The 14,626-nt window shown below is 39.6% G+C and carries 14 protein-coding genes and 1 pseudogene; 1 reads left to right on the forward strand and 14 read right to left on the reverse strand.

Going from position 1 to position 14,626, the window contains the following annotated elements; all coding sequences use genetic code 11:
- Positions 1-355: 355 nt before the first annotated feature.
- From L6494_RS22705 to L6494_RS22735, 7 genes are all read right to left on the reverse strand, one after another.
- Positions 356-553, reverse strand: coding sequence for a DUF2949 domain-containing protein (locus L6494_RS22705; RefSeq protein ID WP_237990004.1), 198 nt, complete (start codon positions 551-553; stop codon positions 356-358).
- Positions 554-686: 133 nt separating this feature from the next.
- Positions 687-926, reverse strand: a complete 240-nt coding sequence (locus L6494_RS22710; RefSeq protein WP_237990005.1) for an Asr1405/Asl0597 family protein — start codon at positions 924-926, stop codon at positions 687-689.
- Positions 926-1,678: a serine O-acetyltransferase gene (gene cysE / locus L6494_RS22715; protein WP_237990006.1), complete on the reverse strand. Its 753-nt coding sequence runs from the start codon at positions 1,676-1,678 to the stop codon at positions 926-928. Before cysE ends, L6494_RS22710 begins: the two co-directional genes overlap by 1 nt.
- Before the next feature lie 830 nt (positions 1,679-2,508).
- Positions 2,509-2,985 (reverse strand): hypothetical protein, encoded by a 477-nt coding sequence (locus L6494_RS22720; protein ID WP_237990007.1) that lies wholly within the window; start codon positions 2,983-2,985, stop codon positions 2,509-2,511.
- A 91-nt stretch (positions 2,986-3,076) separates the two neighbouring features.
- Entirely contained in the window at positions 3,077-3,217 is a 141-nt protein-coding gene (locus tag L6494_RS22725; RefSeq protein WP_237990008.1) for a hypothetical protein, read from the reverse strand.
- Between the two features lie 95 nt (positions 3,218-3,312).
- Complete coding sequence (locus L6494_RS22730) at positions 3,313-6,771, reverse strand: HEAT repeat domain-containing protein (protein WP_237990009.1); 3,459 nt, start codon at positions 6,769-6,771, stop codon at positions 3,313-3,315.
- 396 nt (positions 6,772-7,167) lie between these two features.
- Positions 7,168-8,091: a transposase gene (locus L6494_RS22735; protein WP_237988802.1), complete on the reverse strand. Its 924-nt coding sequence runs from the start codon at positions 8,089-8,091 to the stop codon at positions 7,168-7,170.
- Positions 8,092-8,155: 64 nt separating this feature from the next.
- Between L6494_RS22735 and L6494_RS22745 the strand changes: the two are divergent.
- Positions 8,156-8,434 (forward strand): annotated as a pseudogene (locus L6494_RS22745) (Rpn family recombination-promoting nuclease/putative transposase); the annotation flags it as partial.
- Between the two features lie 158 nt (positions 8,435-8,592).
- Here L6494_RS22745 and L6494_RS22750 read toward each other — a convergent pair.
- The 7 genes from L6494_RS22750 to L6494_RS22780 form a co-directional block, all read right to left on the reverse strand.
- Positions 8,593-9,540 (reverse strand): NAD(P)-dependent alcohol dehydrogenase, encoded by a 948-nt coding sequence (locus L6494_RS22750; protein ID WP_237990010.1) that lies wholly within the window; start codon positions 9,538-9,540, stop codon positions 8,593-8,595.
- 215 nt (positions 9,541-9,755) lie between these two features.
- Positions 9,756-11,735 carry a primary-amine oxidase gene (locus L6494_RS22755; RefSeq protein ID WP_237990011.1) on the reverse strand — a complete coding sequence of 660 codons (1,980 nt, stop codon included), beginning with the start codon at positions 11,733-11,735 and terminating at the stop codon, positions 9,756-9,758.
- A 121-nt stretch (positions 11,736-11,856) separates the two neighbouring features.
- Positions 11,857-12,381 carry a tetratricopeptide repeat protein gene (locus L6494_RS22760; RefSeq protein WP_237990012.1) on the reverse strand — a complete coding sequence of 175 codons (525 nt, stop codon included), beginning with the start codon at positions 12,379-12,381 and terminating at the stop codon, positions 11,857-11,859.
- Between the two features lie 86 nt (positions 12,382-12,467).
- On the reverse strand, positions 12,468-13,316 hold the full coding sequence (locus L6494_RS22765; RefSeq protein WP_237990013.1) for a transporter substrate-binding domain-containing protein: 849 nt from the start codon (positions 13,314-13,316) through the stop codon (positions 12,468-12,470).
- A 12-nt stretch (positions 13,317-13,328) separates the two neighbouring features.
- Positions 13,329-13,685, reverse strand: a complete 357-nt coding sequence (gene rplT, locus L6494_RS22770) for a 50S ribosomal protein L20 (RefSeq protein ID WP_237990014.1) — start codon at positions 13,683-13,685, stop codon at positions 13,329-13,331.
- A gap of 27 nt (positions 13,686-13,712) precedes the next feature.
- Positions 13,713-13,910 (reverse strand): 50S ribosomal protein L35, encoded by a 198-nt coding sequence (gene rpmI, locus L6494_RS22775; RefSeq protein ID WP_190697063.1) that lies wholly within the window; start codon positions 13,908-13,910, stop codon positions 13,713-13,715.
- A 195-nt stretch (positions 13,911-14,105) separates the two neighbouring features.
- Positions 14,106-14,417: an RNA recognition motif domain-containing protein gene (locus L6494_RS22780; RefSeq protein WP_237990015.1), complete on the reverse strand. Its 312-nt coding sequence runs from the start codon at positions 14,415-14,417 to the stop codon at positions 14,106-14,108.
- Positions 14,418-14,626: the final 209 nt, after the last annotated feature.

Genomic DNA, 14,626 nt, shown 5'->3' on the forward strand with positions numbered 1-14,626 from the left:
CTAATCTCCCACTCTTAATAATTCATCTTCATCATTTCTAAATATTACCTAAACAATAACAATATATCTGTATGGCAGTAGACAGAAACTATGTATATTTTAAGAATCTCTTTGGAAGCTTTACAGAATTTTAAAATTTTAAAATGTCCAAATCTAGATATTGAAAAATATCCGCAAGCCCTTAAGAATAAAGGATAATTGCCGGATCACTTTTGCATTGCAGTAAAAATTTAATATTTGTTTAAATACTAGTTAGCAAACTAATAGATACATTAATAACTTGAAAAAACCTATAATTATTTTTCAGTAAATCAATAAAATAATAAGCTTTTGTTGACTAGATAATTTAAATTTATCAAATATTCTTATATAACCAATCTAAAATTTTTTCCAATTGTTCTAAATTAACTAAGCCATACTGCCAAAGTAACATCGGTAAAGGTGCATGATCAAACTCGCGGTGTTTTAGAGCTATAGCAATATCTTTATGGGAAAGCTCAAGTTCATTATGTAAAAAATGTAGCAATTCTATATCTTTATTGTGAATAGTCACGTCGCTTCACTCCAAAGTCAAAAGTCAAAAAAATAATGCTTATTTTGTCAGCTTTTCGCCGCGCTGTACCAGTTGCTACTCAATATGAGTTTAAACCTTGCCAAACGAACAGCACCCTGATCCGAATTACGAATTAATAACTCCAACAACGTTCTAGCCAATCCAGCAACTCTTGACGAGGGGCTAGAAATTGCATAACTGTACTGCGAACTAAAATTGCTGTCAAGCAACTGTTCACTTGTACCCGTAACGAGCCATCAGGGGGACAGGAACAGGGAATCATCAACTCTTGCAAACGGTGATAAATTTGCCAGCGATCGCACAATGGTATCTGCAATACATGATCACCGAACATATCAGAACCCAACATCATTACTTATCCTTACCCGCAAGTTTTTCTGCTTGGGGTTGACTGGTGAGAGTTTGCAGTTTTTGTTCCAGTTGCTCAATCCGAGCCAGCAGCGATCGCATCACATTAGCTTCCACATCAGGTAATTTCCCATGATCTAGAGGACATGAGTTATTTTTTTCCTTGCGGGAAATAATCCGTCCGGGAATCCCCACGACTGTAGAATCTTGAGGGACATCACGCAACACAACCGAACCAGCACCAATTCTGACGCGATCGCCAATTTGAATATTACCTAAAACCTTCGCGCCAGTACCCACCACAACATTTTTCCCCACAGTCGGATGGCGTTTACCAGTTTCCTTCCCAGTACCCCCCAGAGTCACACCCTGATAAATTAGGCTATAGTCTCCCACAATCGCCGTTTCACCAATCACAACCCCCATCCCGTGGTCGATAAACACACCTTTACCAATCTCTGCACCTGGATGAATTTCGATTCCTGTGAGAAACCGAGCCACATGAGAAATCAACCGGGGGAAAAACACCACACCCCGGAGGTGTAACCAATGGGATAAACGATGTAAACAGATAGCGTGCAAACCGGGGTAGCAAAAAACCACCTCCAGCCAATTACGCGCGGCCGGGTCACGTTCAAAAATAATGCGAAAATCACTTAACAATGGCTCTAAAAAACTTCCAGAGAGAAGACTTTTCAGCAAAGATGTATGACTAGAATTAGGTGGATTATCGATATTATCTAAAGACTGTTGCATCGGTACTGTCTGGGTAAAAGAGCCGTGTGCTTTTATGCTTATAGCAGGCCACTCCCAACAGGACAGTACAACCCATATTGATTGGATTTATTGGATTAATTAAGCTTGTACTCAACCCCCCCAACCCGCAACTTCCATCAGCTTCAAATTTCTCTTGGGGTAGAGGGACTAGTGTTTTAGATATGGGGTACTAGTATTTTTAAGTGAGGGGTTCAGAATTTTTGTACTCGCTACAAAAAACTTAATATGTAAGACTCTGATACGATTTCAGCCAGATATTTTGCGATATATTAAGCTGTACTCAAATCCCCTGGAATATCAAGTAGACAAGACTACAACCCAAATTTCTGTATTCCCAGTTACTATATCCATCATATAATTTTGGTACTTCAACAACCAAATTCTTCACCTTATTTTAGTTTTTCTAGAAACAGGCATATTTTTTATGTAGGGGAGTATGTAATACCAACTCTCTGTGAAGTTGCACCAAATAAATGATGTAGAGACGTTGCATGCAACGTCTCTACATTACAGAATGATAAACCGAGCAAAAATACTCGTCAACGAGTATCTGAGATAGATGAACGGAGCAAAAATACTCGTCAACGAGTATCTGAGATAGATGAACGGAGCAAAAATACTCGTCAACGAGTATCTGAGATAGATGAACGGAGCAAAAATACTCGTCGATGAGTATCTGAGATAGATAAACGGAGCAAAAATACTCGTCGATGAGTATCTGAGATAGATGAACGGAACAAAAATACTCGTCAACGAGTATCTGAGATAGATGAACGGAGCAAAAATACTCGTCAACGAGAATTAATTGATCAAGAACCCGATGTAACTTTAGTAGATTTACTTCTAATAGCCTTAAAACGCTCCCCTAACTGTTCAGCGACAGTTTTTAAACCCGGAGTCTTTTTCGCCGCAGTCTTCACATAATCATAAACAGTCAAACTGCTAGTCATAGCTTCACTACTGACTGCCATTAACGTATCATCCACCTGTTCGCTAAGTTGGTGCATAGAGGTTAAAACCTCAGCGAGTGTAGTAGCTAATTGATAATCCCGCACCAGTTCATCAACATCAAAACTAGCTGGCAAAATTTCCGGATTAGACTTAGCCGCCGAAACGCTATTGTTTACAAAAGCCAGACTTTTATCACCCATTTTTACCAACTTGCGCCGTTCTTCAGGACTGAGAGTAATCAAAAAAGGTAACTTGCGTTGAATTGTCTGTAGTGCTGCTTTAATTTCTTGAATATCTGCTGGCGACAGGGAGGCTGTAATATTTTGATAGGGCATAGTACAATTACCAGTGTAATTCTATGGTTTAATTAGCAATAACTGCTAAGTATAGAATGCCCATTGGTAAGAGCAAATTAACACATTGAGCCTACTTATTTATCCGCTTTAGTGCCGATGGCGATGGATATTGATCAGATGCTCTCAACGCTTGCCGTTCAATCACCCGTTCATCAGCATTAAAATCTAGAATACGTGAGGTAAATAGTTGGATAGGAACATTTATAGTCATTGCGAGACGCTCCGCGAACGCTTCACTCGCAATTACAGGAGTGAGATTTTGCACTCCCACAAAAATAGCGTAATTTTATTGGGCATAATCTCAGCTTACATTCTCCCTTCCCAGTGGTTCAACTGCTTCTGAGCATAATCCCGCACTTGTCTATCTGGGTCATTTTCTGCCCTGTCGCGTAACAGTGGTAAAGTCTGGGGATGCTGAGGAAATTCCTTGATAATTACTTTAAGCACTACTTGCCGAGACCAACTACCAAACAGGTCTTCACTCTTAGAAGGTTGATTAACGACTACATAACGCAAAAATTCAAACATTCCTGGTTCATTATTAAAAGTATGCGCCAATTCTTGGACTGCGGCACTTTGTACATAAATACTAGATTTATCAGAAGTCGCAAGTTTTTTGAGGAACGTTAATGTGTCAGGGTTCTCTTTCCATCCATGAGCCAACTCTTGGACTGCTGCACTTTGCACATAAGAATTACCATCTTTAGTAGCAAGGTTTTTGAGAAAAATTAATGTATCGGGGTCATCTTTCCAAGCTCTTGCTAATTCTCTGACAGATGCAACTGGTAACTCTGATTCATCTTCGTTTGAGGTAGCGTGTTTTTCTAAGAAAGCTTTTGTATATATGTCATCTTTGAAAGAGCGGACTAACTCTTTTAATGCTTCAAGTGTTACATTAGAATGATGATTTAAAATATGATCAAACCTAGTATATTCTGCAAGCCAACATAAGACTTCAGGATTATCTTTGTAGCCTTTAAATATCTCATCTACAACTCTTTGTCGCACTTCTTTATCATTAGCAGCGAGTTGTTTCAAAAAGGGTAAAGTGTTAGGGTCATATTTCCACCCGCGTATTAATTCTTGTATTGCTGTTTGTTGAACATATGGAAAATCTAACACAGCGCGTTCTTTGATAATACTTAAAGTATCGGGATCTTCTTTCCAGAAACGAGCTAATTCCTTCAATGTAAATTCTCGAACTTCTTCACAAGAATCTGTATTGCTTTCTTGAAGCAAGTCTTTGATATCGGGATCATATTTCCACCCAGAAGATAACTCTTCCAATGCTGCACATCTCACATAACCGTCTTCATCAGATGTGACTCTTTCTTTCAATAAAGCTTTGATATCTACGTTAGATTTCCACAATGAAGCCAACTTTTTCACTGCCACGTATCGCACATTATTATCTTCATCAGATGTTGCACGTTCTTTGAGCCAGGGTAAAATTTTAGAATCATCTTGCCAAGTCATTACAACTGCTGTAATTGCTTTGGTACGAATCTCTTGAACTGAGTAATTATTGTTTACATATTCTTGATATTTTTCTAAATCTTCTCTATCTACCTTCAAATATATGTTAATTATATCACCATATTTAGTTAAGTCTTGTATCTGATTAAGTAGCTTATTATCTGCTTTTACAATCACCGAGCGATTTCTCACTTCTGCAAGACACTTAGCTGCTAAAAACAAGTTAATAAACTTATGCTCTTCGCCATCCAGCAGCATTAAGTATTCAAGAATTTCACCAACAAATGTTGGCTCAATCATCCCAGCAATTAACACCAACACTTCATGCCAATTTTCATCCTGCCAGTGTTTAGCAAAGACTACCGATTTCAAATCCTCAATTGTAATACTGCGTTCCTTCTCAAACCGCCAAACAAACTCCCAAGCACAGAAATATTCTAAAAATGTCCGATGCACAAAAGCATAGTAATCAGCACCCGAAGAACATAAAATAAAGTTGCGAGTCCGTAGTTGATTAATTATTAACCGCGCAGATCCCCTGGCTGGACTAACTTCTATACTTTTTAAATAGCCAGTCATAATTCTTTCTAAATCATTCACATTAATCAAATTACCTGCCAAACCTTTATCACTGGTTTGCATAAAATAGGCAACCTGACGCAGCATTGCTTGCTTATCTTTATAATCAATAGTCTTAGGATCTAAACGCTGATCTTCTACTAAAGCACGTTCCACATCCCACTGATGTAAAAGTAAGCGCGATGCTTGATTGTAAAGTTCTGGTCTATCTCTTGGCAATTCCTGATTGCGATTAAGAATTGCCATCATCGTTAGTAATAAAGGATTACCCGCTAATTCAGCAATAGATTTTGATGTCTCAATTGCCCTTTGTAATCGTTCCCGTTTCTTAACTTTATCTGCTTCATCATTAAAAGTTAATTCATGCCAACGGTGAATAAAATCTTGAATTTGTTCTAAGTCCAAATCTTGCAGCATGAAGTGGTGAAACTCCGCATCACGTAATCGTTGTGGTTTATAGCCAATTATGCGAGAAGTCACAATCACCTGCACATTTGCATATTCATTAGTAAACCGATGAATATCAGTAATGACATCCTCTCGTTGCCCAGCGTCAAATACTTCATCTAGACCATCAAACATGACAACAGCGTTACCAGCTTTTAGTTGTTCATGGAGTTGATGTTGATTGAGATGAGCAATTGCACCGCTACAGTTATGGAAAAATTCCAGAAAATTATGACACTCTTTGTCTTCCCGCCGCCGCATATAAATGCGTAACTCAATCAGCAACGGCATCGCTTGAGAGATAGTATTATCCAGTGGTGAATCAGCCCAATTCAAAGCTAAGAATTGCAATAATGTAGACTTACCTGCACCGGGATTACCCAAAATCACAATATATTTATAAATATGCCTATCATTAACAACATCTAATACTAAACGTATTGGCTGTTCTAAATAAACTCGCTTGTGATTTTCTAATTCTTCCGCCTGAAGTTCCGCCTCTAATTGGTCACTTTTTCGCAATCTTTTAAGATGTTCTTTCGGCAATTCGTGTACTTGCGGTAAAACATGAGGTACTTCCCGCACATTCTGAGCAATAAATATTCGCCATAACTTCAGTTCGTTATAGGCGTAGCCACTGGTGTCTAAGCTGTCTAATTTAAGATTGCCATAGCGTTCACGAATTCCTTCTTGATAGCGTTGTAAATCAAACTCAGGAATGATTCTTGCTGTTTCTTTTGTATATTCCTTGATTTGCTCTATATTCTTAGAATCAATAGCTTGTCTGAGTTCAGGAAATTCAAGAATAATCTCTTTCACCTTTTGGACATACTTCTTACCAAGCCGTTTCCAATTAAAATCATCTGGTAAAGGAATGGCAGGATTAAGTTTATCCCATAATTCTACTAATTTATTGATATTTACAGTCTGGGCATCATCTTTAAAAGCATTTCCCAAATTTTCTTTTACTTCTTGATTTTTCAAATAATGCTTGATTGGCTGTTTGTACTTTTTAATGTCATCTTCAGAAAGTCCACTATCTTCTAAATCTTGCTGCATCAGTTGCAGAAATTCTTTTAACGCCTTAGCAGCAGCAATTTCTCTATCGTCTTTGTTCAGTTTATCTAAAATCTTACTAGGGATGCCTTTTAAAAAGTCTTTAGCCCAATCTTTACCCGCTTCTTTTACCAAGTCTTCCAGAATAGGCTTAACAATCAACCCGACAGCCTGAGTTGCTCCCCAAAAGGCTAACCAGTCCAGCATAATACTTATGTCTGTTTATATTTTGATTACGAGTATATCTACTAAGTTGCCTAGGTTGCCTGAATTACAGGAAAATTGCAGAAATATCAAGTCAGAAACTTCGCAACGCAACATCTCACTTTAGCTATTAGCCAAGAAATAAATTTCTTGGTGAGACAAAAAGCTGGCGCAAGATATGAGCCGAGCCTACAGGTTAGCAATAACCCAAACCCCTCCACAGGCGCAATTTTCCAGATGCACACTAGACATCTCCGAAAACAGTCAAAGCCTTTGTTTGGCTAGGCTGTAGCCACTAAATGCAATCATCTTAAATTAGCTATTCTGTACGATGAAATAAGACTTTGAGATATTTGCTGTTGATAATTAGGCAAAAATATCTAGTTATATGCGATAATTTTAACCTGATGATATAGCTGATATTTCTAATGGTAATATTAGCCCTCGAATCCGTAACCTTACTAGCCCACAAATCGTCAAAATTACTTGCTTATATTTGCGGGTATTTAACCTAAATCTCTCTTGGACAACTCGAAAGATTTTGACTGACCGTATTCGATGTTCAACAAAGATTCGTTTAGATGAAAATATTTTGTTCTGTTCTTTCTGTTCAGTTGTTAGTTCTTGATTTCTTGGTTTCTTAATTGGAGTTGTAATTAAATCTTCTCCAAGATATGCCTTATCTCCTTTAAATCTTTGTTTGGCATCAAACTCTGAACGATATTCTCGGAACAAAGTTATATCGCTTTTTGGACCAGGTTCACCTGCCACAACATCAACGATATCACTAGCATCAGGTAAAATAATCATTTGAGTTTTAAATGTATGATTACTCTTCTTACCTGAAAAATATTTCTTTTGTTCATCATTGTCTCTAGGTCTTTCTCTGACTTGTTCATAGCTATCTACTATTAATTCATATTCTGTGAGCATTTCTTTTACTACTTCATAGTCAGAAGCGTTTTTTTTTACTTGTTCAAGCAAACTTGATGGCAGTAATTCTCGCAAGTTAGGCAACCAATAGTTAAACGTATCGTTGGCTGTAGACTCACTTACTTCAAACTGAATACCTAGAAGTTGAAAGGTTGTCAGATGTCGGAGATACACTAAAGTTAAAATGATTTGTTCAGAAATAGATAATTTTGGTTTCCGACCTCCTCCACCAGCAATAATTCTCACTTTCTTAGATTCCAGTAAAGCTTTTTTTTCATGATATAATCTTTCCCCATTTATGATTAATTGTTGTAACTGTTCATATTCCAGACCTATTAACCTTTGGGTTTGTTTAGGATTCTCTTCAATGTAATTCAGTATATTGCTCATGCTTCTGTGTCAAAATAACGCTTTAATGTTCTTTTATCACAGAATAATACTATTTTGGAGATGTCTAATAGAGACAATATTGGTTTATAAATTTCCTCAAATGAGTCGAAAGGAGATAGAGGCGATGTTTGGATTAAGTGAATTGAAGCAAACGCGGGTTTATCAAGAAGCTAGAGAAGAAGGCAAATTAGAAGGCAAACTAGAAGGCAAACTAGAAGGTAAGCAAGAAGGTAAACTAGAAGCTATACCTAAGCTTTTAGCACTGGGTTTAACCGTGGAACAAATAGCACAGGCGTTAGACTTAGATGTTGCACAAGTCCAGCAAGCACTTCCAAATGAGTAAGTATAGCGGTTCTCGCTTGAGTGAGGTACAAGAACCCCACCCCCCTCCCCGCAAGCAAGGAGGGGGCTATGATGTACCTCATGTGATTAGGAAACGCTATATATTAACGCTCAGATACCCGACTTTTGAAAAAAGTCGGGTATCTTGTTTTTATATGACTACACCCCACCGCAGGAAATAGCAATTTTCCCCACAGCGCGTTCACTCTCGCTATGAGCATGAGCCGCCGCTAGTTCCTGTAGGGGATAGGTACGGTCAATCACAGTTCTTACTTTCCCGGCTTCAATCAACTCTTTTAGGTAAACTAAGTCTTGCGCGTTGGGTTTCTCCATCACAAACTTTGCTTTTTGACCGGAAAGGAACATAGAGAAAAAACCCTGGATTAAAACGTCTGGGGTGGGTAGAGTGCTGATGTATACCCCATTGGGTTTGAGAACTTTTTTACAATGAGCAAGCGATCGCTTGGCTACTGCATCAAAGATAATGTCATACTGTATTATCTCGGCAGTAAAGTCTTGTTCTGTATAATCAATAACGCGGTCTGCTCCTAAAGATTTCACAAACTCTAAATTTCTGGTACTGCAAACACCTGTCACCTCAGTATTTAGAGCTTTAGCAATTTGCACTGCAAACATACCTACCCCACCCGCAGCACCATTAATTAACACCTTTTGTCTGGGGAGGATATGACCCAAATCGCGCAAAGCTTGTAGTGCTGTCATTCCGGCTAAGGGTACGGTAGCCGCTTCCTCATAGCTCAAATTGGTCGGTTTTAACGCCGCCAAATTTTCTGGAACAGCCGTAAATTCTGCATAAGCTCCCCCTGGAAACTTAGTGCTACCGTAAATTGCATCTCCCACTCGAAACCGGGTGACTTGCGAACCAACAGCAACTACCTCCCCCGCCACATCAAACCCCAAAATCATCGGGAATTTATTCCCAGTCAAAAAGCTCAACATTCCTTTGCGGGTTTTCCAGTCGATGGGGTTAACACTGCTAGCGTGTACCCTCACTAATAATTCGTCAGGTTTGATTTGCGGCTGCTCTAATTCTTCATACTGTAAAACATCAGTAGCTCCATACCGCCGGATAATGACTGCTTTCATCGCATTCCTCCTGCTACCCTGTGTTCTTGATTGAGTGCGTTATGAGTTTAGTTTAGTGATTCGATGATGATTAAGTAACTTTCAAGAGTGGTATTGATAGCGTTATTTTTGCATCTAATATTATGTCTCCCCTCACCGCTTGCGGGGAGGGGATAAAGGGGAGGGGTATCAGGACTGTGGGAAAGATAACTAATTATCCAAACTTGATTAATTCACTACTCCGGTAAATTAATCGCCGGATTGCGGCTAAAAAAGCCTCTAGGAGATAGCTTAAACCCTAGTTTGTGAACAGGCATTACAGGCCAATCTTCTGGTTTAGGTACATGAGTAATACCCATTGTGTACCATAAAACAACATCTTCACCAGTCAAAGATTCATTATCAGCAATATATTTTGGTAAACCTTCACCCGGTGCAGCTTGATTGGGATAATCACCGCCAGCATATAATTCATTAGGCTGATATTTTGTCACCCAAAAATGATGGCTAGCAAACTCAGCTTTCTGGCGAATTTTTGCCCCTTCCACGGGAAATAATATAGTATTACTTCCTGGCATCAGCATATATGTAGGTGGCGCACCCAAAGTATTCTTTTTCTCTGCACTCGCAATCATCCATTCCCGACTGTGTTTGATATCTGCATCACGCACAGCCGCTTTTTCTGTTGTTAATGGGGTATCTTCTACAATAATGGCATTTCCTAGCGGGTTATTCTTATCTATTGGCAAGCTGTTGACGTTCATTTCCATCACAGAATTAGCTTGTCCATCGACATCCATATCTAGGCGGTAGTTGAAAAAGTGCTGGTGATTTACCCCAAAGGTCTTTTTTGCCAACATCCGGCCATAGGAATTATCAAAAGTCTCTTGTTTAGCAGCCGTTCCCTGCGCCAAAACAATCCCTGATAAATCGTTTTCTACCTCTATAGTCCCGTCTTGGTGAAAAATCCAGTTAATGTTGTAATCATAGTTGTCAATTGCCGCCGTCATGGTCATGACTAATTCGCGATCGCGGCGTACATCATTACGCTGGGTACTATAATCGTAGTGTTTCCATAATATACCGCGATCGCGCTCGTAAATACCTGCGACTCCCGGCATGGTGTAAGGTTCGCCCTCTTCATTGGCAAACACCGCATCAAGTAAAATCCCATTTTCTGGGACTTCCTTCCCTAATTCCATTGTGTTGGCGAGTAACCCTAGATTATATTCCCCGACATCAAAAGCATTTCTAAATGACCAAGTAGGGTTAGGATCGCCATAGGGTACGACCATCTCCGATAAACTGGCGCGGTATAATATGGGACGCTCATTTTCACCGTCGTTATAGCTGACTTGATACAGCACCAATCCACTACGGGGGTGCATCATGTAACGAAATTTCCAACCTTGCCAAGTAATTTCATTCCCCTTGATTTGGAAAGTTGTGCCATTAGGTTGGAGGATTTTTAACAGTTTTGGCGGTGACAGGAGTTTACCCAAAGACTGTAAATCGTAGTTCCAATTAGTTTTAGATATGGGAACTATGGCGTTATCTATAAAATTGGTAACTGTGTTTGTGTTTAAATTGACAGTGGCTAGTACCCCTTCAATGGGACTGCCGTAATAATTCCAGCCGGGTTTGTAATAAAATAGAGTCCGACACAGACGGCTACCTGTTGCGGTTTCTTCTGGGCTTAAAATTCCCGCCGCCCAGCAGCTAATCTGCACTTTGTCAAAATCTTTAATTCCCCGCTTTTGCATAGATTTCTGCCATCGGGGGTCAGATTTGACTATCTGCCGGGCAATTTCGTATTCTGATGTTATGATAGCAGGCTGCACATTGGGTATTTTTTGCCAAGATGCGATTTTTTGAGTCTTGAGATCAACAATACCCTCATAGGTTTTATTTTGCGATCGCTCATAGACTACCAAAAAAGCTTGGCGGGGAAATCTTTGTCCTGGGGTAAATTTTATAACTTCGGTTTTATCTGGTTCAGCTAAGGTAATCAGGGGAAAAGCAGCCATATCAGTCAAAGGCTTTTCTTTTCTAATTACTGCTACAGCTGTTTTAATTTCTGCTGCTGTTAACGCTGTTAGAGGATGGGTAATAGCTGACTGTTGAGCCGCAACTATCCCCATTAATTTTAGTGATAGAGCAAAGCAAAGAATAATGGTAGTAAGTAAACCAAAAAATAACCGTAGCCGTTTAATCATGCTTGAGTGTTGAGAAACAACTTGATTGTTATTTATTTCCAGAAATTAGACAAAAAACAGAATAATTAGATACCCGACTTCTTGAAGAAGTCGGGTATCTTGCAAGTCGGGGATCTTGCAATTAAGCAGCTACCAAACGACGCAAAGATTCAGCACGACGTTTAGCTGTAGCGTTATTGGGTTGAAATTTGAGTGCTTCCTCGTACATTTGTAACGCTTGAGCATTCAACTTTTTCCGTTCATAAGCATGACCCAGATTATTTAGTGCTACCACATAATCGGGTTGAAGTTTCAGAGCTTCTTTATATTGACGAATTGCTAAGTCATATTGCTCTTGGACAAAATAAGCGTAACCTAGACCATTGTAGATAGGAGATGTATTTTCTTCTCCCTCTTCTTCAGCAGCTTTGAGTGCTTTTTGAAACAATGGTATAGCTTGGGTAAACACTTTTTTCTCAGAATAAATACAGCCGAGTTCGTAATATTCTTGAGCCGTACCCTTGTCTTTACTCAACTTATTTCGTAAGCGCGATAAAGAACTTTCACGCTTGCGCGTTTTGAACAGCTGGCGGAGAACATTCACAACTGCGAATGCCAGTAAACCCACCAAAACAGAGAGATAAACGACCGCTAGATTGCTATCCATTGGGTTCAAATTAAAATATTAAAGTTGCTTCTTTATCTATTATCGGTCTTTCTGAGGCATGGGGATTGGAGATTGGGAATTGGGGACTAGGGATGATTAATTTTGAATTCGGAGTGCAGCGATGTGGCTAATCCCCAATATTTGATGCGTTCTTTCAGCCAGCCGTTGGCGATGTAACGGGCGATCGCTTCATTGACTTTTCTTCTAAATTCGTCGTACTGTAATCCTTTGGGCATGACTACAGATAAGGGTGCGGTTGATAACTTTGTTGGTAATATGCGATATTCGGGGTTTTGCTGCACCCAACCACTGAGAACGCTAGCATCGGCGGCAAAGGCTATTACAGTATTATTTTCTATTTGTTTTTGCGCTTCACCGTAGGAATTAACCCCTACTAACTCGCCATCAGGGATGTAGTAACGGACTTCGGCGATGGTGCTGGAGTGATTTAAAACAGCGATTTTCTGTTTTTTCAAATCACTCAATTGCTGTATTGATGGGTTTTTGGTAACTAAGAAAGTGCCATCGTAGTAGTAGGGAACACTAAAGCTTACTAAGCGTGAGCGTGATTCTGTGGCTGTGACTCTAGCGATCGCCATATCTACTTTATGATCAAATACTGCCGATAAGCGATCGCGGTTCATTACAGGTTTGAATTTCACCGCATCGGTTTTACCCAACAAGTCAGCCGCTAAACGCTGCGCTAAGTCAATTTCTAAGCCTTGTAACTTCCCATTCCCATCTTTAAATCCCAAGGGAGGTAAGTTATCTTTAACGGCAACAGTTATATACCCTCGCCGTTGAATTTCTGCCATTGGCGCGGCAGATGCAGTCAATCCCGACCCAAAAAATACGCAGTAAATGCAAATAATAGTAGCGGATAATACCAGATGTAACCGACTAATTATTTGCCATCTGTTACATCCGTTATTCATCCGTTTTAACCTTTAACCTTGAACTTGACTCGCCATTTCAATAACTTTAGCGAAGCTAGCGGGATCGAGAATTGCCAATTGTGCCAACATTTTCCGGTTAAGTTGAATGTTAGCTTTTTTCAGGTTGCCGATCAAGCGACTGTAGCTTAAGCCATGTTGTCTAGAAGCAGCGTTGATTCTGGTAATCCACAGACTACGGAAATCGCGCTTTTTCTTTTTGCGATCGCGGTAAGCACTCCGTAGTGCTTTCATTACCTGTTGGTTAGCGGTTCTAAACAGAGTTGAGTGAGAACCACGAAAACCTTTAGCTAGTTTGAGAATTTTATTGCGGCGTTTACGAGCAACATTACCGCGCTTTACACGAGTCATATTTTATTCCTAAAGAACCTAACAAATTTACAAATAAGGAAGCATCAAGCGCACGTTTTCTTCGTCGCGTTCGTTCACGACTGCCATTTTAGAATATTGACGCTTTTTGTTGGTGGTCTTGTGTTCCAAAAGGTGGTTTTTAAAAGCTTTGCGGCGCACAATCTTACCGCTACCAGTGGCGCGGAATCGTTTCGCAGCTGCTTTGCGTGTTTTAAGTTTAGGCATGGCTTGGCTTTAATTCGACACAATCCCTCATTATATACTAATGAAACCAAATTTAAAGCCCCAGCTAGACCTGGAAACTAGAAGCTACAAGCAATAGGGTTATTTTACGTACAAACTCAAAAAGCGGTTCAGTAGATTCCTGAACCGCCGATCATGAAATAATTTAATTTTTTTCAGGTCGAATTTTCTCAAGACTTAATATTGCCCTGAGTATCCACCATTACTCTTTCCCCAGCTACCACCTCCAGAGCGAGTGCTTTTCTCCTCCCGTGGACGAGCTTTATTAACTTTCATTACACGACCCATCCATTCAGCACCATCCAGGGCTTGAATAGCAGCATCTTCAGCAGCCGATGATTCCATTTCTACGAAACCAAAGCCACGAGCGCGCCCAGTTTCCCTGTCTGTGGGTAACTGAACGCGCTTAACTGCTCCGTACTCGGAAAATACTTTAGTGAGGTCGTCTTGAGTGACGCTGTAGGACAAGTTCCCTACGTAGATTGACATGAAACTCTCCAGAATCCATTGATATAGAGATGCTGATCGGGAGAGATGCTTGTAATTATGACTAAAAACAAGATACTTATCACCGAACTCAACTTCTCCAATCGTATATTATCACAACTTCATGAATAACAAAGTCTAGTTTAAATTATTTGTTTTAATGTATGGTAAAATACCAAACTTTATAATCTTAATCTTGGCAAAGTATTTTT

The sequence above is a fragment of the Nostoc sp. UHCC 0870 genome (assembly GCF_022063185.1).
Classification (GTDB): Bacteria; Cyanobacteriota; Cyanobacteriia; order Cyanobacteriales; family Nostocaceae; genus Trichormus.